The following is a 26620-nucleotide window of genomic DNA, read 5'->3' on the forward strand; positions in this document are numbered from 1 at the left end:
AACGCCAACCCGTCGTGAACGGGTTGGCGTCGTGCCGCGGGTATGACGATTACGAGAACTGGTTCATCGTGTTGTCCTTGCCCGCCGCCTTCAGCGCTGCTTCGCCGCTGAAGTATTCCTTGTGGTCGTCGCCGATATCCGAGCCGGACATGTTCTGGTGCTTGACGCACGCGATGCCCTGACGGATTTCCTTGCGCTGCACGCCGGCCACGTAACCGAGCATGCCCTGGTCGCCGAAGTATTCCTTCGCGAGGTTGTCGGTCGACAGCGCGGCGGTGTGGTACGTCGGCAGCGTGATCAGGTGATGGAAGATGCCTGCTTCACGCGACGCATCGGCCTGGAACGTACGGATCTTCTCGTCGGCGAGCTTGGCCAGTTCGGTCTCGTCGTACTCGACGCTCATCAGCTGCGCACGGTCGTATGCCGACACGTCCTTGCCCGCTGCCTTCATCGCGTCGTACGCCTGCTGACGGAAGTTCAGCGTCCAGTTGAACGACGGGCTGTTGTTGTACACCAGCTTCGCGTTCGGGATGACCTTGCGGATTTCGCTGACCATGCCGCCGATCTGCGCGATGTGCGGCTTTTCCGTTTCGATCCACAGCAGGTCGGCGCCGTTCTGCAGCGACGTGATGCAATCGAGCACGCAACGTGCTTCGCCCGTGCCGGCGCGGAACTGGAACAGGTTGCTCGGCAGGCGCTTCGGACGCAGCAGCTTGCCGTCGCGCTTGATGACGACGTCGCCGTTGCCCAGCTGGTCGGCCGACAGCTCTTCGCAGTCGAGGAACGCGTTGTACTGGTCGCCCAGGTCGCCCGGCGCGTTGGTCACGGCGATCTGCTTGGTCAGGCCGGCGCCGAGCGAGTCGGTACGGGCGACGATGATGCCGTCGTCCACGCCCAGCTCCAGGAACGCGTAGCGGATTGCGCGGATCTTCGCGAGGAAGTCCTCGTGCGGCACGGTCACCTTGCCGTCCTGGTGGCCGCACTGCTTCTCGTCGGACACCTGGTTCTCGATCTGGATGCAGCACGCGCCCGCTTCGATGAACTGCTTGGCCAGCAGGTACGTCGCTTCGGCGTTGCCGAAACCGGCGTCGATGTCGGCGATGATCGGCACGACGTGCGTCACGTGGTTGTCGATCTTTTCCTGGATGGCGGCTTTCGCAGCGGCATCCTTGGCGGCATCCAGCTCGCGGAACAGGCCGCCGAGTTCACGTGCGTCGGCCTGGCGCAGGAACGTGTACAGCTCGCGGATCAGCGCGCTGACCGAGGTCTTTTCGTGCATCGACTGGTCCGGCAGCGGGCCGAACTCCGAGCGCAGCGCGGCGACCATCCAGCCCGACAGGTACAGGTAACGGCGTTCGGTGCTGTTGAAGTGCTTCTTGATGGAGATCATCTTCTGCTGGCCGATGAAGCCGTGCCAGCAACCCAGCGACTGCGTGTACTTGGCCGGATCGGCATCGTACGCGGCCATGTCGGCGCGCATGATCTTCGCGGTGTACTTGGCGATGTCGAGGCCCGTCTTGAACTTGTTCTGGGCACGCATGCGGGCGGCATACTCGGGGCTGATGGCATTCCACGCGCTGCCGTGGTTTTCCTTCAAGCCAGCCACTGCCTTGATGTCGTCTTGATATTGGGACATGTCAATCTCCTGGGAACGAAGCGCATTTGAGTAAAGGGTTCAGCGTGCCCGCTCCGTGTGACGAAGCGAACTGCATGGACTCAATGGTAACGCCGCCCGATGCGCTTTCGGTGAAGTCTTATATAAGACATAAGATATAAATTTCACTTGTTTTTCAATGAGATAAGCAATGCGTTTTGCGATGCAAAACAGGTTTTCAAGCGGCGGGACGGCCGTGCGGCGGGAATTCTCCACGCATTCCGCGATATGAAACGGCCTTTCGGCAGTTGGTGGGACGACAAACGCGGCGGCCCATGCTTCGGGCCTTTGCCCCGCGCATGACAAAACGTCTATACTTGGACAATTCATCGACGGCAAACCGAAGCGCGCCGTCCCCGCGTACCGCGATACGCCCCCTCCTGCCCGGATCGACATGAGCGACTATCCCGTTTTCGACGCGCTGTGCGAACTGCTGAACACCTCCGGCGCGCGGTTCCGCGTGCTGGACCACCCGGCCGAAGGCAAATGCGACGTGATCGCCGCGATTCGCGGCACGCGTCCCGAACAAGGCGCGAAGGCGATGCTCTGCACGTTCAAGGACGGCGGCGACATCACCGCGCTCGCGGTCATCCCAGGCCATCTGAAGATCGATTTCCGCAAGGTCGCCGACGCGGTCGGCCGCCGCAAGGCGACGCTCGCGCCGCCCGAACTCGCCGCCACGGTCACGCGCTGCGTGATGGGCGCCGTGCCGCCGTTCGTGTTCGACCCGAACGTGACGCTCGTCGTCGACCCCGCGCTGATCGAACTCAACGACGAAATCGCATTCAACGCGGGCCGCCTCGACCGCTCGGTCGTGCTCGACGCGTCCGACTACGTGCGGATCGCCCGCCCGCTGATGGCCGACATCACGCGCCCGGAAACGACCGACGCGCCCGCGCGCGAGGCCCATACATGACCACGCCCCGCCCCAAGCCGCAGTCGGAACAGGCGTCGCTGATCGAGCAGGTGCTGCGCATCGCCGAAGGGCTCGGCGCGATGTTCGCGCCGTTCACCGAAGTCGTCGTGCACGACCTGCGCACGCCGGAGCACGCGATCCTCGCGATCCACAACAACCTGTCGGGCCGCGCGATCGGCGATCCGGCGACCGAACTCGGGCTCGCGCGCATCGAGGACGACGACTTCCCGCAAGTGCTCGCGAACTACGCGAACCGCTTCGCCGACGGCCGCACCGCGAAAAGCACGTCGATCGGCATCAAGGATTCGAGCGGCCGCTATGTGGCCGCGCTGTGCCTGAACGCGGACGTCACGCTGTTCCGCGGTTTCCAGGGGATGCTGAACCAGTTCTGCAGCACCGAAGGCGTGCCGGTCGCCGAAACGCTCGACCCGGCCGGCGCGGACGCGATCCGGCAGCGCATCGACGCGTTCGCGACGCGCCTCGCGACCACGCCGCGCGAGCTGAAGACCGACCAGCGCCGCGAGCTGATGCAGACGCTGAAGGCCGATGGCTTCCTCGAGGTGCGGCGCGCGATGGAAATCGTGTCGCAGCACCTCGGCGTGTCGCGCGCCACCGTATACAACGATGCGAAATGACCCTGCGCGTGACGGACGCGCGCCCTGTTGACCGACTCTTCCGACGAGCGACTCATGAACACTCCGACCCTCCCCACCTACGACGACGTCGCGGCTGCCGCGGCACGGCTCGACGGCCACGCGCACCGCACGCCCGTGATGACGTCGCGAACGATCGACGAAGCGCTCGGCGCGCAGGTGTTCTTCAAGTGCGAGAACCTGCAGCGCATGGGCGCGTTCAAGTTCCGCGGCGCGTTCAACGCGCTGTCGCGCTTCGACGCGACGCAGCGCCGCAACGGCGTCGTCGCGTTCTCGTCCGGCAACCATGCGCAGGCGATCGCGCTGTCGGCGCGCATTCTCGGCATCCCGGCGACGATCGTGATGCCGCAGGACGCGCCGGCCGCGAAGATGGCCGCGACGCGCGGCTACGGCGGCAACGTCGTGACCTACGACCGCTATACCGAGGACCGCGAGCAGATCGGCCGCGCGCTCGCGGAGCAGCACGGGCTCACGCTGGTGCCGCCGTACGACCACGCGGACGTGATCGCGGGCCAGGGCACGGCGGCGAAGGAACTGTTCGACGAAGTCGGGCCGCTCGACGCCGTGTTCACGCCGCTCGGCGGCGGCGGCCTGCTGTCGGGTACGGCGCTCGCGACGCGCGCGCTGTCGCCGCAAGCGAAGCTGTACGGCGTCGAGCCGGAAGCCGGCAACGACGGACAGCAATCGTTCCGGTCCGGGTCGATCGTCCACATCGACACGCCGCGCACGATCGCCGACGGCGCGCAGACGCAGCACCTCGGCAACCTGACGTTCCCGATCCTGCGGCGCGACGTCGACGACATCCTGACCGCGACCGACGCGGAACTGGTCGACTGCATGCGCTTCTTCGCGACCCGTATGAAGATTGTCGTCGAGCCGACCGGCTGCCTGTCGCTCGCGGCCGCGCGCCGGATGAAGGACGAACTGAAAGGCAAGCGCGTCGGCATCGTGATCAGCGGCGGCAACGTCGATCTCGAGAACTTCTGCGCGCTGGTCGCCGCATCCGCGTGACCGTCACGGCGCGCGGCTGACCGCATGAACATCCTGTCATCCGCGCGCCGCTGCTCCTTCACGCCGCGTTAAGTTTCGCGCCCTAGACTGAATGCGTTGTCCCGCAGTCAGTCGTGAAGAAGGAGTTGCCATGAACACGCACGCGATCGTCGCCGCCGCCCTCGCGGCAGCATCCCTCACGGCGTTCGCTCAACCGGGCGCGACGCCATCCGTTTTTTCCGCCACGTCGCCGCACGACCCGGTCGCGCAGGCCGCCCACCGTTCGCCCGCCGCGCTGCCGCATGCCGGCCTCGTGCTCGCGAAGATCGATCAGAACAATACGCCGCCCGACCGCGGCGGCGATCCAGGCGGCCGCACGCGCGCCGGCACGCACATGTAACCTTGCGCGAGCCGGCCGCGTCGGTCGGCCGGCCCGCGCCCCCCATCACAACGACGGCAGCGACGGATCGCGCGCGGCGAGGATGTCCGCGGTGCGCCGCTGCAGCGCGCCGTCGATCGTCTCCGGCTGCGGAATCAGCCAGTAACGCCCGTCGCGAATGCCGTCGAACGCCCGCGCCGCGAATGCGTCGGGTGTGAGCCCGTGCGCGTTCAGCATCGCGCGCATCGTGTCGACGAAGCCCTGCACTTCGGGCCGGTCGTGCGCGGCGCCGAACGGGTCGTTGAAGATGCCCGTCTGCACCGGGCCCGGCGCGAGCAGCGACACGCCGACCGGCGCGCCGAGCATCTTCAGTTCGCCGTACAGCGATTCGGTCAGCGCGACCACCGCGAATTTCGTCGCCGAATAAGGCGACATCAACGGGCTCGGCAGGAACCCGCCGACCGACGCGGTATTGACGATGCGCGCGGGCACGTTGCGCTCGAGCATGCGCGGCACGAAGCTGCGGATCCCGTTGAGCACGCCGTGCACGTTGATCGCGAAGCTGCGCTCGAACCGTTCCGGCGTGATTTCCCAGCTGAAGCCGGTCGCCATCACGCCCGCGTTGTTGAACAGCAGGTCGACGCCGCCGAAGCGCCGCCATGCGGCGTCAGCCAGCGCGTCGACGGCTTCCGGGCGGCTGACGTCCGTCGGCACGCACAGCACGTCGGTGTCGAGCGTCGCGGCGAACGCGTCGAGCTTCGCCGGGTCGAGATCGGCCAGCACCACGCGCATGCCGAGCCCGGCGGCATGGCGCGCGAGCCCGCTGCCGATACCGCTGGCCGCGCCGGTGATCACGGCGGTACCGCCGTCGAAGCGAATCGAAGTCGTCATGTCAAAGTCCTGTCGGATCGATGCGCGGATGCGCGTACGCGGGAATCACGGGCGGCGGCAACGGCGAGCGGCCGTCGAGCGAGCGCACCGCGAGCCCCTGCGACAGCGGGAAATGCAGGCTGTGCGCGACGAGGCCCGTGCGCTCGCTTGCCGGCAGGCTGCACAGCGCGAGCGCGGTTTCCGCGAGATACGCGACGTCCTCGGTCGGATAGCCTTCGGGGATGTAGCGGGCCGCGCCCGGCGTGCGGATCGCGGTGCTCGGCGCGACCAGGTTCACCGCGATGCCGTCGGCTTCGAGCTCGGCCGCGAGCCCTTGCGTGAAGCGCGACAGCGCGGCCTTGACCGCCGCATAGACGGTCGCGCCGCCCGCGCGCGAGAAATCGTCGAACGGCCGCGGCGGCGCGAGCGCCGTGACCGAGCCGACGTTCACGATCCAGCCGGCGCCGCGCGCGCGCATCAGCGGAATCGCGGCCTGGCTCAGCGCGAACGGGATGCGCAGATAGTGCTCGATCGTCGTGTCGAACATCGCCATCGGCATCGCGTCGACGCGCGCGTAGTCGGCCACGCCCGCGTTGTTCACGAGGATGTCGAGGCCGCCGGCCGCCTGCGCCGCGCGTCCGACGAGCGCGTCGCGCTCGGCCGGGTTCGACAGGTCGGCCGCCAGCGCGATCGCGCGGCCGCCCGCCTGCTCGATCAGCGCGACCGTTTCGGCGAGCGTGCCGGCGGTCGTCGCGGATTGCGTGAGGCTGCGCGCCGTCACGACGACGGTCGCGCCTTCCGACGCGAGGCGCTGCGCGATCGCGCGGCCGATGCCGCGGCTCGCGCCGGTCACGAGCGCGCATTTGCCCGCGAGCGTCGCGGTTCGGGGGTCGGTCATGATGTCTCCGGTAAAGGGGTGTCGTGCGCGGACCGTTCCGTGTCAGCCCGCGATATCCGCAACGTGCAGCACGAACTTGGTTTTCGCGTCGCCCGTTTGAACGAGATCGAGCGCGCGCGCCGCCTGTTCGAGCGGGAAACTGTCGAAGCGCGGCACGCGCAGCACGCCCCGGCCGAGCCGTTCCGCGATCGCCGCCAGCGTGGCGCCGCTCGGCATCCGGCTGTACGTCATCGCTGTGCGCAGGCCGCGCCGCGCGGCTTCGGCGCCCGTCGCGGCCAGCCGCTCCGCATCGCCGGCCGCGAGCGTCATGATGTTCACGAGCGTGCCGCCCGGTGCCAGCAGGTCGAGTGCATCGGGCAGCGTGTCGCCGCCGACCGCATCGAGCACGAGATCGACGCCGCCGGGCGCCCACGCCCGCACGGCCGCCGCGATATCCTGCGCGCGATAGTCGATGCTCGCCGCCGCGCCGAGCGCCTCGACGCGCGCGCGATTGCGGGACGAGCACGTCGCCGCGACGCGCGCGCCCGCCTGCGCGGCAAGCTGGATCGCGAACGTGCCGACCGCGCCCGCGCCGCCGTGCACGAGCACGGTCTGCCCGTCACGCAGCGCGCCATCGTCGAACAGGCCGGCCCACGCGGCCAGCGCGGGCGTCGGCGTGGCGGCCGCTTCCGCGAAGCCGACCGTGTCGGGCAGGCGCACGACCGAGTCGTGCCGCACCGCGACGTATTCCGCATACGCGCCCCAGCGCCCCGCGCCGACGTCGGTCTGCGCGAACACGCGCATCCCGGGCGCGAAACCTTCCACGCCCTCGCCGACCGCCTCGACCACACCGGCCGCGTCGAAGCCGATCACGAACGGAAACGTGATCTGCATGAACGCGCCGAGATAGCCTTCGCGGCATTTCCAGTCGGCGGGATTGACGCCCGCGTACGCGACGCGGATCAGCACGTCGCCGGGGCCCGGCCTCGGTGCGGGAACGTCGGCCATTCGCAGCGCGTCGGAATGGCCGACGCGGTCGATCAGCAAGGCTCGCATGGTGGTGTCTCCAGGGTTGTCGTTTGCATGGCGGCGGCTCGCGTGCGCCGTGCGTCACGCGGCCGTGTCGGCCAGCAGGCTCGACGCGAGCGGACAGAACGCGTGCGAGATCGCATCGACCGTCCAGTTGGGGCTTTCGGCGTCGAAGCGGCGGTCGACCCAGCCCCAGTGATACGGATGCAGCAGGTATTCGCCGAGCAGATCGCCGGCGTGCGCGAATTCCTGTTGCCAGACGTGGGTCCACGCACCCGGCGTCACGATCCGGCTCAGCCGCCAGTTGCGGATGCCGGGCATGAACGCGGGCATGCGCAGCAGTTCGCGCTCGAGGTCGCGCACCTGTGCTTCGTCGGCCTTCGGCCGCACGCGCAGCATCAGCGTGCGCCATACGCCGTCGCGCAGCGCCGGCTCGCGCAGGCCGCCGCCGATTGCCCGGCATGCGGCGCCGTCGATCCGCACGACGCCCGGTATGCGGGCCAGCGCGGTGAAGTCCGGCGCGTGGTCGGCCGCCCGTTCGTCGCGCAGCACGTCGAGCGTGTAGTCGCCCGCGTTCCAGCAGCCGTCCAGATTGCGCGCGAGCGCCACGCGGGTCGCGCCGGGCAACGCTTGCGCGGCGTCGCGCAATGCACGTTCGAACGCGCCGGCATCGTCGGTCGCCAAAGCGAATATCTGCGCCGTGTCATGCCGCATGCTCGACCTCCGCCAGCGCAGGCAGCGGCGCATCGGCCTCCGTCATCACATGGCGGCGGCGGACGTCGCACAGCGCGTCGACGGCCATCCAGAACGCGACCACGTCGCCGTCGGTCAGCGCGCGCATCCGGTAGTACGCCGCCGCATCCGCAACCTGCCAAGTCAGCCACAGCGTGCTCGGCTGCCCCGGCACCGCGACGGGCGGCGACACCCAGCGGCCGGCCGCCGTCAGTCCGCGCGCCGCGTGGCCCGGCAAATAACGGTCGCGCAGCAGCGCCAGCACGTCGGGAATGCGCTCGGGCGCGAGGGTGATTTCGTCTACGATCTGGATCATTCGCGGGTCGTCTCGGGAGGTTCGTGGCGCAATGCGATGCCGGTCGCCTACGCCGTTCCGGCGAGGCCGGAAGCGGCCGGCGTGGATAGCATTCTTGCGTGGCGACGGCCGGCGAACCCCTACCGGCCCGCTCAACGGCCCCTGTCGTAACGCTCAGATCGGGAGAGAGATGAAACAGCGCGCAATGCCGGCACGCGGCCGCATGCTGCCGGGCCTCGGCGCCCGCCTGCTGGACGAGCTGACGCGCAGCGGCGCACCGCCGGCGGAACGACCGACGACGCCGGCCGCCGACGTCGCGTCGACGACGCCCGGCGGCTTCGTCGCGCTGTACCGCGACGCGATCGAGCGGCTCGAGGCGCAGGTTGCGCGCGGCAACGGCCATCCGCCGATGCGCAAGCAGGAAGTCGACCTGATGTGCCGCTGCCTGCTCAGTTGCGCGACGCTCGCCGACGCGATCCGCTGCGCGGCCGAATTCTGCGAGATGCTGACGCCGCGCGCCGGCGCGCTGTCGCTCGCGGTGCGCGACGGGCGCGCGACGTTCCGGATGGATTCGCTGCGCCGCACGCGCAGCCCGGCCGCGTGCCTCGTCGACCTGACGGGCTTGTTCTGCTATCTGCAGCTGTTCGGCTGGCTGATCGGGCAGCCGCTGCGACCGGACGAAGTCTGGCTCGGCCATCCGCGCCGCGACGACGCGATGCCGCTGCTCGGGCTGTTCAACGCGCCGGTCGATGTCGGCCGCAAAACCTATGGTTTCGCATTCGACGCCGCGCGGCTCGATGCCCGCGTGATCCGCCAGCCGGGCGAGCTGGCCGCGTTCCTCGTCGATTTTCCGTTTCGTCTGATCGATGCGGCGCCGGCCGTCGTGTCATGGGCGCAGCAGGTGCGCGGCTTTCTCGACGCGGCGCTCGCGCGCGAGCAGGCGCTCCCCGCGCTTGCCGAACTGGCGACATGGCTCGGCGTCAGCGAGGCGACGTTGCGACGGCGGCTGGCGGCCGAAGGCAGCGGCTATCACGCGTTGCGCGAGCAGTGTCTCGCCGACGTCGCGCGGCGGTGCCTGCGCGAGTCCGATTGGCCGGTCGCGCGGATCGCCGCGCATCTCGGGTTCGCGGGCGAGGAAGCATTCCGGCGGGCGTTCGTGCGATGGACGGGCGTCGCGCCGAGCCGGTTCCGCCGCGATTGCCGCGCGGCCAGCGCGCCCTTTCCTCAGATGTAAAGGGGTCCTCATGTCTCGCAAGCGAGGATTTGGAAAAGAATCCGGCGAGCACTGACGTTTTTTCGCATCCCCGCGCGCTTCGCCGATTGACGCGCCGGAGCGCTCGCCATTACGCTTGCGCGCTGATGGTTCCCGGAGACGGGATCAAAAGGGAACGCAGGAGAGGCAGCGCCTCGAATCTGCGGCTGCCCCCGCAACTGTGAGCGGCGAATCCGCACTACTCCAAGCCACTGGGAAACCGGGAAGGCCGGTGCGAATAGCGACCCGCGAGCCAGGAGACCTGCCATCGACCCGAGGTCCAAGCAGCCGCGCCGGGCGGGGTGTCCCGGAGCGCCAGGCACCGCCTTTGGCGGTCGCCCCCGTTGCATGGACGGCCCGACCTCAGGACCCTTCAGATGTCCAGTCTTTCCGCCTCCGCTTCCTCGCCGGAAGCGTCGTGCCGTCGCGCCAGCCATGGGCGCGGCGTGTCCGCACGCGTGTGCCGTGCCGTGTCGTTCGATCCGCGCGACGACCGCCCAAGCCGTCCGGTCTCGCGATAGACCGATACGAATCCGGGCGGTACGCACCGCCACCCGCTTACGCTCGCCGTACCCGCAACACGATCACGCTCATTGCCTCATGAATCTTCGCCACTTTCTCGCCACGTCCGCCGCCACGGCGCTGTTCGCCCCGATCGCCCATGCCGCCGGCGACACGGCGCTCCCGCAGCCGCCCCAACCCGCCGCAGCCGCCGACCTGCCGACGATCAGCGTGACCGACACGCGGCACCTGCCCGAATCGTTCGACCAGCGCTATGCGACGACACAGGTGCTCACGCGCGCCGATCTCGATCGGCTGTCGCCGAGCGACCCGAGCATCACGCAGGCGCTCGCGACGCTGCCGGGCGTGACCGTCTCGCAAAACGGCGGCCCCGGCTCGTCGGCGTCCGTGAGCATCCGCGGCTCGTCCGCCAATCAGGTCGCGGTGTTCATCGACGGCATCCGGATCGGCTCGCCGACGACCGGCATCGCGCCGTGGGCCGACCTGCCGACCGACGCGTTCGAACGCGTCGAGGTGATCTCGGGGCCGGCCGCCGCATCATTCGGCGCGAACGCGATGGGCGGCGTCGTGCAACTGTTCACGCGCCGCGCGGCAGGCCAGCCGAACCAGACGACCGTGTCGTTCGGCGGCGGCTCGAACAAGACCTTCGACACGCAGGTGCGCACGTCGGGCACCGTGCCGTCGACGGGGCCGCTCGCCGCGCTCGGCGGCCTCACCTACACGCTCGGCCTGCACAGCTACAACACGGCCGGCATCGACGCGACGCGGCCGTTCGCCTACGGGCACGAGGACGGCCGCAATCCGTATCACGCGCAGGACCTCGATGCGCGACTCGGCTACGCGCGCGACAACTGGTCGATCTCGACGTTCGCGCTGTATCACCGCTCCGACCTGTCCTATGACAACGCCGGCTTTGCGAATCGCGAGCTCGATCATCAGCTGACGACCGGCATCGCGTTCCATCTCGACATCACGCCCGACACCCAGTTCGACCAGTCGTTCGGTTATGCGAACGACCGCCAGTTCCTGTATGCGAGCGACCCGACCATTCCGACCGACCAGATCAACTCGCAGCGCATCAGTTCGTCGACGTCGCTGACCCATCAGGAACACGGCTTCCGGCTGTTCGGCCTGCCGCTGTCGGGCGAGACGAAGGTCGCGTACGACTTCACGCGCGAACAGGCCTTCCTGCCCGTCGACGTGCCGGACGGCGTGCCCACGCGCAACGACTCCGCGTTCTCGTTGCATCAGTCGGCGACGCTCGGCAGCGTCACGATGTTCGTCGCGGGGCGGCACGAGATCATCGCCGGGAAGGCCGTGAACACCGGCAACGCCGCGCTGTCGTGGGCCATCACGCCGGTCTATACGGCGCGCGTGTCGTACGGCAACGCGTTCCGCCTGCCCTCGTTCAACGACCTGTACTACCCGGGCTACGGCAACCCGGACCTGAACCCGGAACGCAGCGATTCGGTCGAGGCCGCGCTCGATGCGAACACGGCGTACGGCACGTTCAGCGCCGCGATCTACGACACGCGCATCAACAACCTGATCGCCTACAACCCCGCGACGCGCTCGCCGATGAACATCGGTCGCTCGCATATCCGCGGCATCGACCTGTCGTACAAGGGCACGATCGGCCGCTATACGCCGGTGAGCGTCGCGGTCGGTTTCCTGAATCCGCAGGACGAAACCAACGACAGCTGGCTCAACCGCCGGCCGCGCCAGACGGTCAGCGTCAACGTCGACCACACGTGGGACGAATTCAACCTGCACGCATTGAGCACGGGCGCGTCGCTGAACTACGGCGGCACGACGTTCGACGACCCGGCCAACACGACGTATCTGCCGTCGTACCTGACCGTGAACCTGCGCGCGTCGTACAGGATCAATTCGCACCTGACGGTGTCGGCGACGCTGTCGAACCTGTTCGACCGTCAGTACATGACCGCGTACGGCTACAACACGCTCGGCCGCACTGCGTTCGGCAAGGTCAGCTACACGTTCTGACCGCGCACGCGGTGTGCCGGTGCCGCGGCGCGCGTCATGACCAGACGACGCCGCGCATGCCCGCAATCAACTGGATCGCGCCGAACACCGCGATCACGACGGCCGACACGCGCGACAGCCCGTGCATGAACGTGAGCGGCATCTTCGCTCGCAACGCGGCGGTCGCGCCGCTCAGGCACAGCCACCACGTCGCGGATCCGAGGAACACGCCCGCGACCATCGACGCCACGGTCAGCCCCATCGTGCCTTCATGCGTGCCCGCCAGCGGGCCGAGCGCCGCGAAGATCCCGACGAAAGACAGGATCGTCATCGGGTTCGACAGCGTGAGGCCGAAGGTCGTCAGGAAATCGCGCAACACGGTCGTGCGCGGCACGTCCTGCACCGCCGCCGACGCGGCCGGCGCCTGCCGCGCGATGGACCAGGCCAGCCACACGAGGAACGCGCCGCCGACGATTTTCAGCGCGACGGTCAGCACCGGAAACGCGGTGACGATGCCGGCGACGCCCAGCGCGCCGAGCAGCCCGTAGATCGCATCGGCGCACGCGGCGCCGATGCCCGTCGCGAACCCCGCGTGAAAGCCGCGGCTCAGGCTGCGCTGGATGCAGAGCATGCCGATCGGGCCGACCGGCACGGCGATCGACAACCCCATCACGACGGACTTGATGAACAGCATGGCCGGCTCCTCGCGACATGCAATGACATGATCCGCATCGTAGGGAAAGTCCGGTCGCCGCTGAAGACGGTTTTTAAGGAAAAATGGGGCCTTCACCTTAAAAACTCCGCCGCGATGGACGAACTCGACTGGAAGATACTCGCACTGCTGCAGGCCAACGGCCGCATCAGCTACACGGAGCTGGCGCGCCAGGTTCACCTGTCGGTGCCGGCGGTGACGGAACGCGTGAAGCGCCTCGAATCGGCCGGCGTGATCGACGGCTACACGGCGCGGGTCAATCCGGCCGCGGCCGGCTACCCGGTGAGCGCGCTGATCGGCATCACGGTGCCGCAGCCGGCGAAGGCGAAATTCCTGAAGCTGCTGGAGACGATTCCCGAAGTGGTCGAGTGCCATCACGTGACCGGCGCGGATTCTTACGTGATGCGGTTCGTCGCCGTCAGCATGGCGCACCTCGAGCAACTGATCGAGCGCATCAACCTGTACGGCGAAACGCGCACGTCGATCGTGATGTCGACGCCGCTGCCGGCGCGCGGGCTCGCACGGCCGGCCGCGTCGGTCAAAGGCATGCGGGGGTGACAGGACGCCCCGCGTTGCGCGATGCTGTGCGCGACGCACCTTGCACGAACCGGACAACCTGCCATGTCAGTGATCGGACTCAATCATTACAACCTGCGCGCGGATCGCGCCACGCTCGATACGCTGCGCGATTTCTACGTGAACGTCGTGGGCCTCCAGCCGGGCTATCGACCGCCGTTCCAGAGCAACGGCTACTGGCTCTACGCAGGCGCGCAGGCGATCCTCCACCTGTCGGAAGCGCGGCCCGGCGAGGTTCGGCCGGCGCACGTCGTCAATACGTTCGACCATATGGCGTTTTCATGCGAGAACGCCGCCGACATGGAACGGCGCCTCGCCGACGCGCAGGTCCGGTACTCGCGCACGTACGTGCCGCTCACGCGCCAGCTTCAGCTGTTTTTCACCGATCCGGCCGGCAATGGCGTCGAGTTGAATTTCGCTGAAGCCGAGGGTGACTCCGGCGACGGACCGGGTTAGCACCGGCGATCGCTACTGCCGTTGCACGAGCTTCACGATCGTCAGCGTGCCCGCCACGCGCTCGACCCGCACCTTGACCTTGTCGCCCACGTGCAACGACTCGATCATCGCCGGGTCGCCGGCCTTGAACGCCATCGTCATCGGCGCCATCCCGACGTTCTCGAGCGCGCCGTGCTTCAGCGTCACCATGCCGTGCGCGGCATCGATCCGCTTCACTTCGGCATCGGTCAACGCCGAATCCGGCGCCGACATCTTCATGTCGCCCATGCTCATGTCGGACATGCTCCCGCCCGCACGCACCGGCGTCGCGACGACGGCCATCGCGCCGAGGACGGTGATGGCGAGGCATCGGATTTTCATCGAGACACTCATCTGTTCAGCCAAAAACGAACGCGCCCGCTACACCAGCAACGTCGCGACCGCCCACGCGATCAGCACGATGCCCAGTGCGCGGCCCATGCGCTCGCCGCCCGGCAGCACCTTTTCGACGAGCACGAACAGCGACAACGCGACGATCCACACGACGTTCATCACGCCGCCGACGAACAGCAGCGCCATCAGCAGCCAGCAGCAGCCCACGCAATACGCACCGTGCCGCACACCGAGCAGGAAGCTGCCCGCGACTCCCGGGCGCCAGTACGTCGTGAGAAACCGGACCGGCGACCGGCATTGCCGCAGGCACGCCTGTTTCAGCGGCGAGAATTGATAGGCGCCGGCCAGCGCGAGGACGATCGCGGACAGCGCGGCGCTCTTCGACCACAGCATCATTCCGGAGATCAGGCCGGCAGGCTGCAGCAGCATCTGCAGCACGGCGGCGGCGACCGAGAACGCCAACCATGCGGCCAGGTAGCCGGCCAGCAGGAACGCCGACGTCACGGCCGCCCCGTCGCCCTGCGCACCGCGATGCCGCAGTACGCGCCGGTACAACAGCACGAGCGGCGCCGCGCCGGGCGTCATCATCGCGATCATCATCACCCACCACATCAGGACCACGGTCGCCAGCGACGGATCCATGGCCCCCATGTCACCGGCCAGCCGATGCGGAAACAACGCCACCGCCGTCATGTCCAGCGCCGACATGCCGGTGCCCGCGCCCGTCCACAGGTAGACCCAGCACGCGCCGACGAGCGCGGCCATGCCGAGCAGCGTGACGACGCGCTCGCGTCCGAGAAAATCGCCGACGGGGATCATGCCGCGACGCGATGCCGGATCAGCCCATGGTTGTTCAGGTGCAGCCGCGCGAACTGCGCGTAGCTCCGCTCGAGATTCAGCTCGATGTGCCCGCGCGACCGGCCGGTGCCCGAACCGATCTCGGCCAGCTCGTATTCGAAGCCGTGCGGCAGGTCGATCCGCACGCGATGCTCGGCGCCCGTCACCGGATTGCGGATCGGTTCGCCGACGATGTCGAACACGCCCTCGACGCCGATTCGGCCGCGCCGCGCATCGACATCGACGTCGAAATCGATCTTCGCGAAGATCGGATCGTATGCGTGCTCGAGCGTCGACGCGAACACGGAGAACATCGTCGCGAACGGATCGGTGTCCTGACCGGTCATGATCTTCAGCACGGCCTCGCACTGCGCCGGACTCGCGCGCTCGTCGACGATCGGCTGGCATCGTCCGTGGCCTTCGTGAATCGGCCCCGGCCACTGGAACACGACCGCGATCCGGACGCCATCGAGCACCACGTCGCCGTAGTGGCCGCTTTCGATCGAAATCGCACCCATCGCTTCGCAGTTGCCGTGCGTCGGCAACGAATTGAACTGGCAGGGGCAACCGTATGAGCAATTGCAGTTCATTAGTTCGGTTCCCTGAATCTCCCAAGGCGTCATGGCTTCACCTCGCGCGTTCGGTGGCACGTAATGCTTCGAATCTAGTGCAGCGCACAGGGGAAAGCAAAGGCCGCGCGAGACGCGCGAACGAGCGAAGTAAATGCCGCCGCCGGCGTCGTGCGACGACGCTGATCGGACGAATGCGTTGTCGTCGTGCGGGGCCTCCGGCGCGTCCGGTGGACCATGTTCGAGCCATGTCCGACAGGAGCCGATGTCGCGATCACGTCATCGCAAATGCGGGCATCCCGCATCGTCCTGGTCCATACTGTCTCGCATTCGACGATTTCTGACCGTCTCTGCCGCCCCGGATGGCTGTCATGCGCGTTCAAACTGCGTTGCTCTTTCTCGTCGGCACCCTGCTCACCGCGGGCGGCTACGGCGCGACCTTCCTGCTGTCGATGCGTTTTCGCGCGATCGGCGGCAGCGATCTCGATACCGGAGCCGCACTGGCCGCCGCGACCGTCGGCACCTTCGCCGGTCTGGCGGTGGTCGGCTGGTTCTCGCGGCAGATCGGCGCCGCGCGGATCGCCGCGCTGTCGTCGCTGTGCATCGGCGCCGGCATCGTCGGCTTCGCACTCGTCGGGCGCGCGCCGGCCGCCGATTTGCCGTCCGGCTTCCTGGTCGGCTTCGGCTGGGGCGCGTTTCACCTGGCCGCGCCGATGTCGCTGGCCGAGCGGACCAGCGGCGCCGCCCGGAACGTGTGGTTCTTCCGCTCGGCGACTTTCCAGATGACGGGGATCGGCGCATCTCCCGCGTTTGCCTCGTATGCGATGCGCATGCTCCACTGGTCGATCGACGACACGCTTTATGCGGTCGGCGCGCTGTGCGCGCTCGCATCGCTGCTGTTCGAAGCGTTCGGTCGCCTGTGTCCGCACCCGCCCGCCGCGGCATCCGGTGGCCGCTGGGTGCGCGAACTCCGGGCCATCTCGCGCACGCGCGCGGCCGCGCCGATCGCGATGATCGCGCTCGGCACCTGCGTGTTCTCCGGCCTGATGACGTTCCAGATGTCGTTCATGCAAGGCACGCAGGCGCGCGCCGGCACATTCTTCAGCCTTTACACGATGACGGTACTGAGTGCGCGCTGGCTGCTTGGGAAATGGGTCAGGATGGCGCGCCCCGAAACCGCGACCAAGGGGTTGCTCACGATGATGATGCTTGGTGCGCTCGCCATGTTCGGCGCCGCCCAGCATGCATCGCTACAGGCCGTCGCGGCCGTGCTGCTCGGCGCCGGCTACGGGCTCATGTATCCGGTCATCCAGGCACAGGCGCTCAACGATTGCGCGGATACGCAACGGCATGGCGTGCTGACGTGGTTCGTCGCGTCGTATTTCATCGGCACGTTCGGCTTTCCGTCGGTCGGCGGCTGGGTCATGGTGCATGCCGGCAAGGGCGCGTTGCTGATGCTCATCGCGAGCAGCGGTCTCGCGGCGCTGTCGCTCGCGTTCCTGCACGACCGGCCGGCGCCGGTGCGCACGCAATAGGCGGCTGCGCGGCGCCCGCTCGGCTAACCGGGTTTCTTCGGCGCGCGGGCGACGGCGAACCATCCCATCACCGCGCCCGCGACCCACGCGCAGGTCAGCAGCAGGTCGAGGTCCATCATTCCTTCGAAATTCGCACTGTTCTCGAAGCTGCAATGCCGGCTGCCGAGGAACGCGATGCAACCGCTGGCGACCCACTGGACGTGCATGAATATGTGATAGACGGCGAAAGCCGAAGCGATGATGGCGACGCGCAGGCGTGTGGTCGTTTTCATTCGGCGCCGGAGGCGGAGGGATGGTCTGACGCCGATCTTAAGACAACGACGCCGCATCAGGCAATCGATCCCGCGTGAACGTCACGACCGGCATGCGCGAAGGCGAATCGCCATCCGCACAAACCCCGAGAAAAACCGTCGCTCCGTGCACGGAGACGCACCATTCACGCCGCCCGACGACGGCTTTCTCGCCGGCAAGCAGCCGCCGCCGGATCGATGACGCGCATCGCCTACGCGCCGTCGATCTGCTTGAGCGTCCTCAGGCAATCCACCGCGAGCTGCTGATAGACGCGCGTGCCGTTCGCCTTCGCGTCGATCTCCGCTGCGCTCAACCGCCGCACCACGCGCCCCGGCACGCCGGCGAGCAGCACGCCGCGCGGCACGACGTAGCCGGCCTTCACGAACGCGCAGGCCGCGACGATCGTCGTCGCGCCGATCGTCGCGCCGTCCATCACGACCGCGTTCATCCCGATCATCGTGTCCGGCTCGAGCGTCGCGCCGTGCACGATCGCGCCGTGGCCGATGTGGCTGTTCGCGCCGAGCCGGCACGTCTCGCCGATGCCGACGTGCAGCACGCAGCCGTCCTGCACGTTGCTGCCGTCATCGACGACGATCGCGCCGAAGTCGCCGCGCAGGCTGGCATGCGGGCCGATGTAGCAGCCCGCGCCGATCGTCACGTCGCCGATCACGACCGCGCTCGGATGAACGTACGCGGACGGATCGACGCGAGGCCGCATGCCGTTGAATTCGAACAGCGGCATCGCTCAGAGCGCCGCGGCCGCTTCGGGAACGAGCGTAAACAGATCGCCGACGAGGCCGTAGTCGGCCACGCTGAAGATCGGCGCTTCGGGATCCTTGTTGATCGCGACGATCACCTTCGAATCCTTCATGCCGGCCAGATGCTGGATCGCGCCCGAAATGCCGACCGCGATGTACAGCTGCGGCGCGACGATCTTGCCGGTCTGGCCGACCTGGTAGTCGTTCGGCACGTAGCCGGCGTCGACTGCCGCGCGCGATGCGCCCAGTGCTGCCGACAGCTTGTCGGCCAGCGGCTCCAGCACCTTCGTGTAGTTCTCGCCGCTGCCCAGGCCGCGGCCGCCCGACACGATGATGCTCGCCGACGTCAGCTCCGGACGATCCAGCTTCGTTACTTCACGGCTCACGAACTGCGATTTGCCTGCATCGGCCGCCGCTTCGATCTTCTCGACCGATGCGCTGCCGCCTTCCGCTGCAACCGGATCGAAACCCGTTGCACGCACCGTGATCACCTTGATCGGATCGCTCGACTGCACCGTCGCGATCGCATTGCCCGCATAGATCGGACGCTCGAACGTGTCGGCCGAATCGACCGCCGTGATGTCCGAAATCTGCGCGACGTCCAGCTTCGCGGCGATGCGCGGTGCGACGTTCTTGCCGTAGGCGGTTGCCGGCGCGAGGATGTGCGAGTAATTCTCCGCGATGGTCAGCACCGTCGCTTCGATGTTCTCGGCGAGACCGTCGGCAAGCTGCGGCGCGTCGGCCAGCAGTACCTTCGACACGCCTGCGATCTTCGCTGCCGCATCGGCCGCGCCCTGCGCGTTGTGCCCCGCGACCAGCACGTGAATGTCACCGCCGATCTTCGCTGCCGCCGCCACCGTGTTCAGCGTCGCGGCCTTGATCGACGCGTTGTCGTGTTCTGCAATCACCAGAATCGTCATTTCTTTCCGCTCCCTCTTACAGCACCTTGGCTTCGGTCTTCAGCTTCTCGACCAGCGTCTTCACGTCCGGCACCTTCACGCCGGCCGCGCGCTTCGGCGGCTCGGCCACCTTCAGCGTCTTCAGACGCGGCGCGACGTCCACGCCCAGGTCTTCCGGCTTCACCGTTTCCAGCGGCTTCTTCTTCGCCTTCATGATGTTCGGCAGCGTCACGTAGCGCGGCTCGTTCAGGCGCAGGTCCGTGGTCACGACTGCCGGCAGTTGCAGCGACAGCGTTTCCGCGCCGCCGTCGACTTCACGGGCGACCGTGGCACGGCCATCGGCGATCGTGACCTTCGATGCGAACGTCGCTTGCGGCAGGCCTGCCAGCGCGGCCAGCATCTGGCCCGTCTGGTTCGAATCGTCGTCGATCGCCTGCTTGCCGAGAATCACGAGTTGCGGCTGTTCCTTGTCGACCAGCGCCTTCAGTATCTTCGCGACGGCCAGCGGCTCGACGCTGTCGTTCGACTCGACGAGGATCGCGCGATCCGCACCGATCGCCAGCGCCGTGCGCAGCGTTTCCTGCGCTTGCGTCACACCGACCGACACCGCGATCACTTCCGCCACGATGCCGGCCTCCTTCAATCGCACGGCTTCTTCGACGGCGATTTCGTCGAACGGATTCATCGACATCTTCACGTTCGCGATGTCGACGCCGGTGCGGTCGGACTTCACGCCGACCTTCACGTTCGCGTCGACCACGCGCTTCACTGCCACGAGCGCTTTCAACTGCGTGTCTCCTGTTTCGTTTCGACCGCCGCGGCGCGTCAGCGCGCGGTGTATCCACCGTCGATCACCAGCTCCGCACCCGTCACGTAGCGCCCCGCCGGCGACACGAGATACAGGATGCCGGCCGCGATGTCGCGCGGGCTGCCGATCTTCGCCATCGGCACGTGCGTCTGCATGTATTCGAACGCGCGGTCCGGATCCTGGCCCATCTGGCGGAATGCGTCCTCGAGCATCGGCGTGCGGATATAGCCCGGATGCACCGAGTTCGCGCGGATGTTCTTCGCCGCATACAGCATCGCGTCGACCTTCGCCATCATCCGCACCGCCGCCTTCGACGCGTGATACGCGGGCACGTCGGGACCGCCGACGATCCCGTACATCGACGACAGGTTCACGATCGAGCCGCCGCCGGCCGCCTCGATGTGCGGAATCGCGGCGCGCGTGCACAGGAACACGCCGTTGACGTTCACGTCCTGCACGCGCTGCCATTGCGCGAGCGTGAGTTCGTGCGTCGGCACGTTGTGCCCTTCGATGCCCGCGTTGTTCACGAGCACGTCGAGGCGCCCGAAGCGCGCGACGATCTCGTCGAACACGCGCGCCACGTCGGCCTCGCGCGTCACGTCGAGCGACCAGAACGCGGCCTGGCCGCCCTGCGCGCGGATCTCCTCGACGAGTGCTTCCGCCGGTTGCGACAGCACGTCGAGGATCGCGACGCTCGCGCCGGCCGCGGCCAGCGTGCGAGCCGTTTCCGCGCCGATGCCGCGCGCGCCGCCGGTGATCGCGGCCACCTTGCCGCGCAGGTCGAACAGGTCTTCGATGAGTTTCATTGTGTCTCCGTGTAGTCAGGCGAACCGGCCTCGAACGGGCCGGTCATCAGGGGCATCGGGCGTTATCGTGAGGCGGCCGCGGCAGGCGCCGCCAGGAAATCGAGGCATTCGCGATTGAAATACGCCGCGTGTTCCACCATGACCCAGTGGCCGCAACGGTTCAGCAGTACGAATCGTGCGTCGCGGCAGCGTTCGAGGAACGTCAGCGCGCCGCCGACCGGATTGAAGCGATCGTCCGTGCCCCAGAAGCCGAGCACCGGGCAGCGCAGGTCGCCGAGCGCCCCCGTCAGGTTCGGCACGCTCATCGTCGACAGCACTTCGGTCGGCTGCTCGACGCACACCGTCATCCGCTCGGCGACGAGCGCGTCGGTGACGATCGCCGGATCGTGCACCAGCAGCGTCAGCAGCTCGCGCATGGTGTCGTCATTCATCTGGCGATTGGTGAACAGCTTCACCATTCGCTGGATTCCTTCCATCCGGAAATAGGTGTCGCGATCCTCGACGCCGCCCGGCGCCATCATGATCAGCCCGTCGACTTCGTCGGGATAATCGAGCGCGTATTTCAGCGCGATCGCGCCGCCCAGCGAATTGCCGAGCAGCACGGCCGGCCCGATGCCGAGCGCGGACAGCTGCGCGTGCAGCGCATCGACGAAGAAATCGAGCGTGTAGGCGACGTCGGACGGCTTCGACGACTGCCCGTAGCCCGGCAGGTCGACGACGATCGCGCGATGGCCCGCAGCCGCGAATGCCGGGTAGTTGTGCTTGAAGTTGCTGAAACCGCTGGCGCCCGGGCCGCTGCCGTGGATGAACACCACCGGGCGGCCATCGCCCGCCTCGAAGTGATGCAGGCGCAGGCCGCCCGGTACGTCGGTGAAGATGCCGGCCGGCGGCGTCGTGGGGGTCGTCATCGCGGGTTGTCTCCTTCATCGGTCGATGGATGCCTGCCACGATGATTGCGCCGCCGGCGCCCGCCGGCATCATCCTTTCAGACTACGAAACCGCGCGCGCTTGTTCCTATCATCGGGCCACCGAAACGGAGGCAGACGATGAACGGATTCGACTACAGCGGCAGGACGGTGCTCGTGACGGGCGGCACCAAGGGCATCGGGCGGCGCATCGCCGAGCGGTTTCTCGCGGCGGGCGCGCGCGTGTTCGTGTGCGGGCGCAGCGCGCCCGACACGCCGCCTTCCGGCGGCGGCCGCACGGCCACCTTCATTGCGGCCGACCTGCGCGACATCGAGCAGGTGGACGCGATGCTCGCGACGATCCGCGACGCCACCGGCTGCCTCGACGTGCTGGTCAACAACGCGGGCGGCTCGCCGTTCGTGCTCGCGGCCGACGCGTCGCCGCGCTTCACCGAATCGATCGTGCGACTGAACCTGATTGCGCCACTGCAACTCGCGCAGCGCGTGAACGCGATCATGCAGCCGCAACCGCACGGCGGCGTGATGCTGTTCATCGCGAGCGTCAGCGCATCGCGTCCCTCGCCCGGCACCGCCGCCTATGGCGCCGCGAAGGCGGGCCTCGTCAACGCGGTCACGTCGCTCGCGGTCGAATGGGCGCCGCGCGTGCGCGTGTGCGCGATCAGCCCGAGCCTCGTGCAGACCGAATCCGCGACCGAAGGCCACTACGGCGACGACGCCGCGCTCGACGCGATCCGCGCGACGATTCCCGCGGGGCGGCTCGCGACGCCCGACGACGTCGCATCGGCGTGCCTGTTCCTCGCGTCGTCCGATGCGTCGTACACGTCGGGCGCGAACCTGCGGCTCGACGGGGGCGGCGAACGGCCGGCGTTCCTCGCGGCGGCACGAACGGAACCACGCTGACGCGCGAACGCGACCGGCACGCCCCGATCGTTTCCAGTCCTAGGGAAGTCATCTAGTTCATTTCGACGATTCCCTGCTACCGCGATCTCCCTACTCTGCCTCTCACGACAACCACAGTCGACCGTCGTCGATACCCCAGAGGAGACACCATGCATCAACGGATTTCGCGCCGTACCGACAAGCGGGCCGCCGCCACGCTGTCGACGCTGGCCGCCGCGCTGCTGACGTGCGCCGTTCCCAACGCGCACGCAGGCAGCACGATCGAGCTTGGCGCCGACACGACGCTGGACTACACGTTCACGCTGAGTTACGGCCTCGGCATGCGCACGCGTGCGCCGAGCGGCAATCTGCTGACGCCCGCGAACATCAATGGCGACGACGGCGATCGCAACTTCGCGAAGAACAAGCTGATCGAGAATCAGGTGAGCCTGCTCGGCGAAGTGAACCTGAAGCACGACGACTGGGGTGTGTTCGTCCGCGCGAGCACGTTCTACGATCAGGCCTATCACCGCCCGAACTACAACGACGCGCCGGGCACCGTGAACCATTCGGGCCAGTACAACAACTTCACGAGCGATGCCCGCTACTGGTCGGGCGGCCACACGACGCTGCTCGCCGCCTACGCGTACAACACCTTCAAGATCGGCGCGACGAGCTTGAACGTGAAGGTCGGCGACCAGGTGGTCGCGTGGGGCGAAAGCCTGTTCTTCCCGAACATCGCGGGCGCGCAAGGCCCGGCCGACGCCACCAAGTCCTATGTCGCGGGCGCTCAGGTGAAGGACATCCTGCTGCCCGTGCCGCAGATCTCGACGCAGTGGCAGATCACGCCGAACTTCAGCCTGCTCGGCTACTACCAGTTCTCGTTCCAGCAGAACCGCCTGACCGCGCCCGGCACGTACTGGAGCTATTCGGACGTGGTCGGCCCGGGCGCGCAGTTCATCATCGGCCCGGGCGGGATGATCATTCCGCGCGGTGCAGACGAAAAGCCGAGCGCGCACAACCAGTGGGGTATCGGCGCACGCCTGCGCGTGTTCGGCGATACCGAGCTCGGCGTGTATCACCTGCATTACAACGACATGAACCCGAGCGTCGTCACGTCGTTCTATCCCGTGCTCCAGTACCGGCAGACCTATTTCAACAACATCAAGCTGACCGGCGCGAGCTTCTCGACGCAGGTCGGTCCGGTCAACGTCGCGGGCGAGGCGTCATACCGCCAGGGCGCGGCCGTGCTCGTCAACACACCGACCGGCGCGCAGGCGACGCGCGCGAACGTCACGCAGCTCAACCTGTCCGGCATCTACTCGATCGGGCCGAGCTTCCTCGCGAATTCGCAGTCGCTGGTCGGTGAAATCACGTACGTGCACGCGGGCGGCATCTCGGCCGTCGACGGCTCGACCACCCTCACGAACTCGCGCAACGCGCTCGCCCTCGAGCTGGCCTGGACGCTCAGCTACAAGAACGTGTTCAACGGCTGGGATCTCGACGTGCCGCTCACGTACACGCACGACCTGGCGGGTACGTCGCCGCTGGCCGGCGCGCTCGGCTCGCTGACGGGTCAGGGCGACCACCGCGTGACCGCCGGCGTCACGTTCACGCGCCTGAGCAACCTGTCGCTGTCGCTCGTCTACGCGAAGTTCCTCGGTTCGCCGAATCCCGTCACGCGTCCGCTCGCCGATCGGGACTACGTGCTGGCCACGGCGACCTACCACTTCTGAGCGGCCCGGCCGCTCGTCACTCAGCAAGAAGAGGATTTGTCATGAAACGAACTCGTCTCCCCCTCCTGCGCGCGTCGGTGATGGCCGCGTGCGCACTCGTCGCGACGGCGTCGTTCCCGAAGGTCACGCCGGACGACCTGAAGGCGCTCGACGGCCCGCTCACGCCGATGGGCGCCGTGCGCGCCGCGAGCAAGGACAGCGGCGTGCCGGAGTGGTCGGGCAAGTGGCTCGGCACGCCGCCCGACGTGCAGTACAAGCGCGGCGGCCGCTACCCCGATCCGTTCGCGAGCGAGAAGCCGGTCGCGACGATCACCGCGGAGAACATGGCGCAGTACGCGGAGCACCTGACCGATGGCCAGAAGGCGATGTTCAAGCGCTACCCGGCCACGTTCAAGATCAACGTCTACCCGAGCCATCGCGACTTCCGCTACGCGGATTCCGTCTACAAGGACATCCGCACGTACGCGCCCGACTCGACGATGACGCCCGACGCGAACGGGCTGACCAACGCGCCGCCGCAAGTGCCCTACCCGATTCCGAAGACGGCCGCCGAGCTGCTGTGGAACCAGCGCTTCTCGTCGGCGATCGGCACCGAGCAGGCGACCTACGATCAGGCGGTCGTGTACTCCGACGGCAACATCGCGTGGGGCAAGGTGCGCTACGACATCTACTCGCCGCGCAACGTCGGCAAGTACGACGTGAAGAGCGACCTGAACAACCGCACGTTCTACCGCAACGCGACGGAGCTGCCGCTGTCGGACCGCGGCTCGCTGATCGTCGGCTTCACGAACTGGGACAAGGCCGGCGCCGACAACTCGTCGCGCACGTGGATGTACAACCCCGGCACGCGGCGCGTGCGCCAGGCGCCCGAATACGGCTATGACCAGCCGCAGGGCCCCGGCGGTTTCCGCACCGTCGACGACGACCGCCTGTACAACGGCCCCGGCGACCGCTACGACTGGAAGATCGTCGGCAAGCGCGAAATCTACGTGCCGTACGACAACTACAAGGCGATGGACAGCTCCGTCAAGTATGCGGACCTGCTGACCAAGGGCCACGAGAACCCGTCGTACATCCGCTACGAGCTGCATCGCGTATGGGTGCTGCAGGCGACGCTGAAGAGCGGCTATCGCCATCAGTATGCGAAGCGCGTCCTGTACATCGACGAGGATTCGTGGATGACGCTGCTCGCCGACAACTACGACGCACGCGGCCAGCTGTGGCGCACCAACGTCGCGACGACGCTGTACGCGTACGACGCGAAGACGTTCTACCCCGGCGTCGTGTTCTTCCACGACCTGATCTCCGGCGCGTACATGGCCGACCGCCTGACCAACGAAGGGCCGATGCCGAAACTCGACAGCAGCCCGCAGTTCAGCGAGGCGTACTTCTCGCCGGACGCGATCCGCAGTTCGGGTAACTAAGCATCCGGCGCGGCACGCCCGCGCCCCACGCGCCGGAGCCGCGCTCCGGCGCCCGACGCCGCCCGGGACGGCGGCCTTTTCCATTCGAGGGCCCTTTCATGTCTTCCCGCTTGCATACGACGCTCGGCGACGAGCTGTACGCCGCGTGGCACGCACGCGCACCGGTCGCACCGCTGTCGAGCCGCCCGCGCCGGCTGTCCCTCGACGATGCGTACCGCATCCAGCAACGCTTCATCGAACGCCGCGTCGAGCGCGGCGAATCGGTGGTCGGCAAGAAGATCGGCGTGACGAGCCAGGCCGTGCAGGACATGCTGAACGTGCGCCAGCCCGATTTCGGCATCCTGCTGTCCGGCATGCACTACGCGGCCGGCGAGGCGATCGCCACCGAATCGCTGATCGCGCCGCGCGCCGAAGGCGAAATCGCGTTCATCCTCGCGCGCGACCTGCGCGGCCCCGGCATCGACCGCACCGACGTGATCGCCGCGACGGCCGCCGTCGCGCCCTGCTTCGAGATCGTCGATTCGCGCATCCGCGACTGGGCGATTCGTATCGAGGACACCGTCGCCGACAACGCGTCGTGCGGCGTGTACGTGCTTGGCGATGCGCGCGTCGACCCGCGCACGCTCGACCTCGCCGCGTGCGAGATGACGATCGAGAAGAACGGCGAGCGCGTCGCGCAAGGCCGCGGCGACGCGGCGCTCGGCCATCCCGCCGACGCCGTCGCGTGGCTCGCGAACACCCTCGCCGAATACGACGTGCCGCTGCTTGCCGGCGAGATCGTGCTGTCCGGCTCGCTCGCGAAACTGATTCCGGTCACGGCCGGCGACGCGCTGTCGATGCACATCTCCGGCATCGGCAGTTGCGACGTCCGCTTTATCTAA

Annotated in this window: 29 protein-coding genes and 1 riboswitch; of the genes, 13 read left to right on the forward strand and 16 right to left on the reverse strand. The window is 67.8% G+C overall.

The window, feature by feature from the left end:
- Positions 1-49: 49 nt before the first annotated feature.
- On the reverse strand, positions 50-1636 hold the full coding sequence (locus tag ACV22V_RS07095; protein WP_059525594.1) for an isocitrate lyase: 1587 nt from the start codon (positions 1634-1636) through the stop codon (positions 50-52).
- Positions 1637-2048: 412 nt separating this feature from the next.
- Between ACV22V_RS07095 and ACV22V_RS07100 the strand changes: the two genes are divergently transcribed.
- From ACV22V_RS07100 to ACV22V_RS07115, 4 genes are all read left to right on the forward strand, one after another.
- Positions 2049-2570: a YbaK/prolyl-tRNA synthetase associated domain-containing protein gene (locus ACV22V_RS07100; protein WP_448013363.1), complete on the forward strand. Its 522-nt coding sequence runs from the start codon at positions 2049-2051 to the stop codon at positions 2568-2570.
- The gene (locus ACV22V_RS07105; RefSeq protein WP_448013364.1) at positions 2567-3205 is read left to right on the forward strand and encodes a helix-turn-helix transcriptional regulator; all 639 of its coding nucleotides are present in this window, start codon (positions 2567-2569) and stop codon (positions 3203-3205) included. The genes ACV22V_RS07100 and ACV22V_RS07105 overlap by 4 nt, the downstream gene beginning before the upstream one ends.
- A gap of 54 nt (positions 3206-3259) precedes the next feature.
- Positions 3260-4234 (forward strand): threo-3-hydroxy-L-aspartate ammonia-lyase, encoded by a 975-nt coding sequence (locus ACV22V_RS07110; protein ID WP_059690160.1) that lies wholly within the window; start codon positions 3260-3262, stop codon positions 4232-4234.
- A gap of 130 nt (positions 4235-4364) precedes the next feature.
- Positions 4365-4613 carry a hypothetical protein gene (locus tag ACV22V_RS07115; RefSeq protein ID WP_448013365.1) on the forward strand — a complete coding sequence of 83 codons (249 nt, stop codon included), beginning with the start codon at positions 4365-4367 and terminating at the stop codon, positions 4611-4613.
- A gap of 45 nt (positions 4614-4658) precedes the next feature.
- Here the strand turns inward: ACV22V_RS07115 and ACV22V_RS07120 are convergent, their stop codons facing one another.
- Genes ACV22V_RS07120 through ACV22V_RS07140 form a run of 5 tightly spaced genes read right to left on the reverse strand, consistent with a single transcriptional unit; the run spans position 4659 to position 8416 of the window.
- Positions 4659-5483 (reverse strand): SDR family NAD(P)-dependent oxidoreductase, encoded by an 825-nt coding sequence (locus ACV22V_RS07120; RefSeq protein ID WP_059450361.1) that lies wholly within the window; start codon positions 5481-5483, stop codon positions 4659-4661.
- Between the two features lies 1 nt (position 5484).
- Complete coding sequence (locus ACV22V_RS07125) at positions 5485-6360, reverse strand: SDR family NAD(P)-dependent oxidoreductase (RefSeq protein ID WP_448013366.1); 876 nt, start codon at positions 6358-6360, stop codon at positions 5485-5487.
- A gap of 42 nt (positions 6361-6402) precedes the next feature.
- Complete coding sequence (locus ACV22V_RS07130; RefSeq protein ID WP_448013367.1) at positions 6403-7395, reverse strand: NADP-dependent oxidoreductase; 993 nt, start codon at positions 7393-7395, stop codon at positions 6403-6405.
- A gap of 54 nt (positions 7396-7449) precedes the next feature.
- Entirely contained in the window at positions 7450-8082 is a 633-nt protein-coding gene (locus tag ACV22V_RS07135; RefSeq protein WP_448013368.1) for a Dabb family protein, read from the reverse strand.
- Entirely contained in the window at positions 8072-8416 is a 345-nt protein-coding gene (locus tag ACV22V_RS07140) for a hypothetical protein (protein WP_448013369.1), read from the reverse strand. The genes ACV22V_RS07135 and ACV22V_RS07140 overlap by 11 nt, the downstream gene beginning before the upstream one ends.
- A 169-nt stretch (positions 8417-8585) precedes the next feature.
- Between ACV22V_RS07140 and ACV22V_RS07145 the strand changes: the two genes are divergently transcribed.
- Complete coding sequence (locus tag ACV22V_RS07145; protein ID WP_448013370.1) at positions 8586-9629, forward strand: helix-turn-helix domain-containing protein; 1044 nt, start codon at positions 8586-8588, stop codon at positions 9627-9629.
- Between the two features lie 109 nt (positions 9630-9738).
- Positions 9739-9931, forward strand: a riboswitch (cobalamin riboswitch).
- A gap of 316 nt (positions 9932-10247) precedes the next feature.
- Positions 10248-12176, forward strand: a complete 1929-nt coding sequence (locus tag ACV22V_RS07150) for a TonB-dependent receptor domain-containing protein (RefSeq protein WP_059690168.1) — start codon at positions 10248-10250, stop codon at positions 12174-12176.
- Positions 12177-12210: 34 nt separating this feature from the next.
- Here ACV22V_RS07150 and ACV22V_RS07155 read toward each other — a convergent pair whose 3' ends face one another.
- Positions 12211-12849, reverse strand: a complete 639-nt coding sequence (locus ACV22V_RS07155) for a LysE family translocator (protein ID WP_448013371.1) — start codon at positions 12847-12849, stop codon at positions 12211-12213.
- 114 nt (positions 12850-12963) lie between these two features.
- Between ACV22V_RS07155 and ACV22V_RS07160 the strand changes: the two genes are divergently transcribed.
- Together ACV22V_RS07160 and ACV22V_RS07165 are read left to right on the forward strand one after the other, a co-directional pair.
- Positions 12964-13425, forward strand: coding sequence for an Lrp/AsnC family transcriptional regulator (locus ACV22V_RS07160; protein WP_059700540.1), 462 nt, complete (start codon positions 12964-12966; stop codon positions 13423-13425).
- A 63-nt stretch (positions 13426-13488) separates the two neighbouring features.
- Positions 13489-13899: a VOC family protein gene (locus ACV22V_RS07165; protein WP_448013372.1), complete on the forward strand. Its 411-nt coding sequence runs from the start codon at positions 13489-13491 to the stop codon at positions 13897-13899.
- Between the two features lie 12 nt (positions 13900-13911).
- On the opposite strand, the gene ACV22V_RS07170 is transcribed toward ACV22V_RS07165, so the two are convergent.
- Genes ACV22V_RS07170 through ACV22V_RS07180 form a run of 3 tightly spaced genes read right to left on the reverse strand, consistent with a single transcriptional unit; the run spans position 13912 to position 15731 of the window.
- Positions 13912-14259, reverse strand: coding sequence for a copper-binding protein (locus tag ACV22V_RS07170; RefSeq protein WP_059525618.1), 348 nt, complete (start codon positions 14257-14259; stop codon positions 13912-13914).
- A gap of 39 nt (positions 14260-14298) precedes the next feature.
- Positions 14299-15090, reverse strand: a complete 792-nt coding sequence (locus ACV22V_RS07175) for a DUF2182 domain-containing protein (protein ID WP_448013373.1) — start codon at positions 15088-15090, stop codon at positions 14299-14301.
- Positions 15087-15731 (reverse strand): DUF1326 domain-containing protein, encoded by a 645-nt coding sequence (locus ACV22V_RS07180; protein WP_059700548.1) that lies wholly within the window; start codon positions 15729-15731, stop codon positions 15087-15089. The genes ACV22V_RS07175 and ACV22V_RS07180 overlap by 4 nt, the downstream gene beginning before the upstream one ends.
- 317 nt (positions 15732-16048) lie before the next feature.
- On the opposite strand from ACV22V_RS07180, the gene ACV22V_RS07185 reads away from it, so the two are divergent.
- Positions 16049-17212 (forward strand): MFS transporter, encoded by a 1164-nt coding sequence (locus tag ACV22V_RS07185; RefSeq protein ID WP_448013374.1) that lies wholly within the window; start codon positions 16049-16051, stop codon positions 17210-17212.
- 23 nt (positions 17213-17235) lie between these two features.
- Here ACV22V_RS07185 and ACV22V_RS07190 read toward each other — a convergent pair whose 3' ends face one another.
- The 6 genes from ACV22V_RS07190 to ACV22V_RS07215 all read right to left on the reverse strand — a co-directional run bounded on the left by ACV22V_RS07190 (position 17236) and on the right by ACV22V_RS07215 (position 21682).
- Positions 17236-17484 (reverse strand): hypothetical protein, encoded by a 249-nt coding sequence (locus ACV22V_RS07190; RefSeq protein ID WP_059690174.1) that lies wholly within the window; start codon positions 17482-17484, stop codon positions 17236-17238.
- Positions 17485-17714: 230 nt separating this feature from the next.
- Positions 17715-18245 carry an acyltransferase gene (locus ACV22V_RS07195; RefSeq protein WP_448013375.1) on the reverse strand — a complete coding sequence of 177 codons (531 nt, stop codon included), beginning with the start codon at positions 18243-18245 and terminating at the stop codon, positions 17715-17717.
- A 3-nt stretch (positions 18246-18248) separates the two neighbouring features.
- The gene (locus tag ACV22V_RS07200) at positions 18249-19181 is read right to left on the reverse strand and encodes an electron transfer flavoprotein subunit alpha/FixB family protein (protein WP_448013376.1); all 933 of its coding nucleotides are present in this window, start codon (positions 19179-19181) and stop codon (positions 18249-18251) included.
- Positions 19182-19197: 16 nt separating this feature from the next.
- The gene (locus ACV22V_RS07205; RefSeq protein WP_448013377.1) at positions 19198-19947 is read right to left on the reverse strand and encodes an electron transfer flavoprotein subunit beta/FixA family protein; all 750 of its coding nucleotides are present in this window, start codon (positions 19945-19947) and stop codon (positions 19198-19200) included.
- Positions 19948-19985: 38 nt separating this feature from the next.
- Positions 19986-20774, reverse strand: a complete 789-nt coding sequence (locus ACV22V_RS07210; RefSeq protein ID WP_448013378.1) for an SDR family NAD(P)-dependent oxidoreductase — start codon at positions 20772-20774, stop codon at positions 19986-19988.
- A 62-nt stretch (positions 20775-20836) separates the two neighbouring features.
- Entirely contained in the window at positions 20837-21682 is an 846-nt protein-coding gene (locus ACV22V_RS07215; RefSeq protein ID WP_448013379.1) for an alpha/beta fold hydrolase, read from the reverse strand.
- Between the two features lie 138 nt (positions 21683-21820).
- On the opposite strand from ACV22V_RS07215, the gene ACV22V_RS07220 reads away from it, so the two are divergent.
- The 4 genes from ACV22V_RS07220 (at position 21821) to dmpE (ending at position 26620) form a co-directional block, all read left to right on the forward strand.
- Positions 21821-22600 carry an SDR family oxidoreductase gene (locus ACV22V_RS07220; protein ID WP_448013380.1) on the forward strand — a complete coding sequence of 260 codons (780 nt, stop codon included), beginning with the start codon at positions 21821-21823 and terminating at the stop codon, positions 22598-22600.
- Positions 22601-22749: 149 nt separating this feature from the next.
- Positions 22750-24315 (forward strand): DUF1302 domain-containing protein, encoded by a 1566-nt coding sequence (locus ACV22V_RS07225; protein WP_448013381.1) that lies wholly within the window; start codon positions 22750-22752, stop codon positions 24313-24315.
- Positions 24316-24356: 41 nt separating this feature from the next.
- Positions 24357-25739, forward strand: a complete 1383-nt coding sequence (locus ACV22V_RS07230; protein WP_059537769.1) for a DUF1329 domain-containing protein — start codon at positions 24357-24359, stop codon at positions 25737-25739.
- A gap of 98 nt (positions 25740-25837) precedes the next feature.
- The gene (gene dmpE / locus ACV22V_RS07235) at positions 25838-26620 is read left to right on the forward strand and encodes a 2-oxopent-4-enoate hydratase (RefSeq protein ID WP_059697650.1); all 783 of its coding nucleotides are present in this window, start codon (positions 25838-25840) and stop codon (positions 26618-26620) included.

The organism is Burkholderia sp. AW33-5 (genome assembly GCF_053427615.1).

Excerpts from the sequence above, each read along its gene's own strand:
- ACV22V_RS07105 (WP_448013364.1), top strand. The coding sequence starts at position 2,567 with ATGACCACGCCCCGCCCCAAGCCGCAGTCGGAACAGGCGTCGCTGATC.
- ACV22V_RS07145 (WP_448013370.1), top strand. The coding sequence starts at position 8,586 with ATGAAACAGCGCGCAATGCCGGCACGCGGCCGCATGCTGCCGGGCCTC.
- ACV22V_RS07230 (WP_059537769.1), top strand. The coding sequence starts at position 24,357 with ATGAAACGAACTCGTCTCCCCCTCCTGCGCGCGTCGGTGATGGCCGCG.
- ACV22V_RS07110 (WP_059690160.1), top strand. The coding sequence starts at position 3,260 with ATGAACACTCCGACCCTCCCCACCTACGACGACGTCGCGGCTGCCGCG.
- ACV22V_RS07095 (WP_059525594.1), bottom strand. The coding sequence starts at position 1,636 with ATGTCCCAATATCAAGACGACATCAAGGCAGTGGCTGGCTTGAAGGAA.
- ACV22V_RS07135 (WP_448013368.1), bottom strand. The coding sequence starts at position 8,082 with ATGCGGCATGACACGGCGCAGATATTCGCTTTGGCGACCGACGATGCC.
- ACV22V_RS07200 (WP_448013376.1), bottom strand. The coding sequence starts at position 19,181 with ATGACGATTCTGGTGATTGCAGAACACGACAACGCGTCGATCAAGGCC.
- ACV22V_RS07175 (WP_448013373.1), bottom strand. The coding sequence starts at position 15,090 with ATGATCCCCGTCGGCGATTTTCTCGGACGCGAGCGCGTCGTCACGCTG.
- ACV22V_RS07220 (WP_448013380.1), top strand. The coding sequence starts at position 21,821 with ATGAACGGATTCGACTACAGCGGCAGGACGGTGCTCGTGACGGGCGGC.
- ACV22V_RS07155 (WP_448013371.1), bottom strand. The coding sequence starts at position 12,849 with ATGCTGTTCATCAAGTCCGTCGTGATGGGGTTGTCGATCGCCGTGCCG.
- ACV22V_RS07150 (WP_059690168.1), top strand. The coding sequence starts at position 10,248 with ATGAATCTTCGCCACTTTCTCGCCACGTCCGCCGCCACGGCGCTGTTC.
- ACV22V_RS07210 (WP_448013378.1), bottom strand. The coding sequence starts at position 20,774 with ATGAAACTCATCGAAGACCTGTTCGACCTGCGCGGCAAGGTGGCCGCG.
- ACV22V_RS07195 (WP_448013375.1), bottom strand. The coding sequence starts at position 18,245 with ATGCCGCTGTTCGAATTCAACGGCATGCGGCCTCGCGTCGATCCGTCC.
- ACV22V_RS07215 (WP_448013379.1), bottom strand. The coding sequence starts at position 21,682 with ATGACGACCCCCACGACGCCGCCGGCCGGCATCTTCACCGACGTACCG.
- ACV22V_RS07120 (WP_059450361.1), bottom strand. The coding sequence starts at position 5,483 with ATGACGACTTCGATTCGCTTCGACGGCGGTACCGCCGTGATCACCGGC.
- ACV22V_RS07140 (WP_448013369.1), bottom strand. The coding sequence starts at position 8,416 with ATGATCCAGATCGTAGACGAAATCACCCTCGCGCCCGAGCGCATTCCC.
- ACV22V_RS07185 (WP_448013374.1), top strand. The coding sequence starts at position 16,049 with ATGCGCGTTCAAACTGCGTTGCTCTTTCTCGTCGGCACCCTGCTCACC.
- ACV22V_RS07170 (WP_059525618.1), bottom strand. The coding sequence starts at position 14,259 with ATGAAAATCCGATGCCTCGCCATCACCGTCCTCGGCGCGATGGCCGTC.
- ACV22V_RS07100 (WP_448013363.1), top strand. The coding sequence starts at position 2,049 with ATGAGCGACTATCCCGTTTTCGACGCGCTGTGCGAACTGCTGAACACC.
- ACV22V_RS07165 (WP_448013372.1), top strand. The coding sequence starts at position 13,489 with ATGTCAGTGATCGGACTCAATCATTACAACCTGCGCGCGGATCGCGCC.
- ACV22V_RS07130 (WP_448013367.1), bottom strand. The coding sequence starts at position 7,395 with ATGCGAGCCTTGCTGATCGACCGCGTCGGCCATTCCGACGCGCTGCGA.
- ACV22V_RS07115 (WP_448013365.1), top strand. The coding sequence starts at position 4,365 with ATGAACACGCACGCGATCGTCGCCGCCGCCCTCGCGGCAGCATCCCTC.
- ACV22V_RS07190 (WP_059690174.1), bottom strand. The coding sequence starts at position 17,484 with ATGAAAACGACCACACGCCTGCGCGTCGCCATCATCGCTTCGGCTTTC.
- ACV22V_RS07125 (WP_448013366.1), bottom strand. The coding sequence starts at position 6,360 with ATGACCGACCCCCGAACCGCGACGCTCGCGGGCAAATGCGCGCTCGTG.
- ACV22V_RS07225 (WP_448013381.1), top strand. The coding sequence starts at position 22,750 with ATGCATCAACGGATTTCGCGCCGTACCGACAAGCGGGCCGCCGCCACG.
- ACV22V_RS07180 (WP_059700548.1), bottom strand. The coding sequence starts at position 15,731 with ATGACGCCTTGGGAGATTCAGGGAACCGAACTAATGAACTGCAATTGC.
- dmpE (WP_059697650.1), top strand. The coding sequence starts at position 25,838 with ATGTCTTCCCGCTTGCATACGACGCTCGGCGACGAGCTGTACGCCGCG.
- ACV22V_RS07160 (WP_059700540.1), top strand. The coding sequence starts at position 12,964 with ATGGACGAACTCGACTGGAAGATACTCGCACTGCTGCAGGCCAACGGC.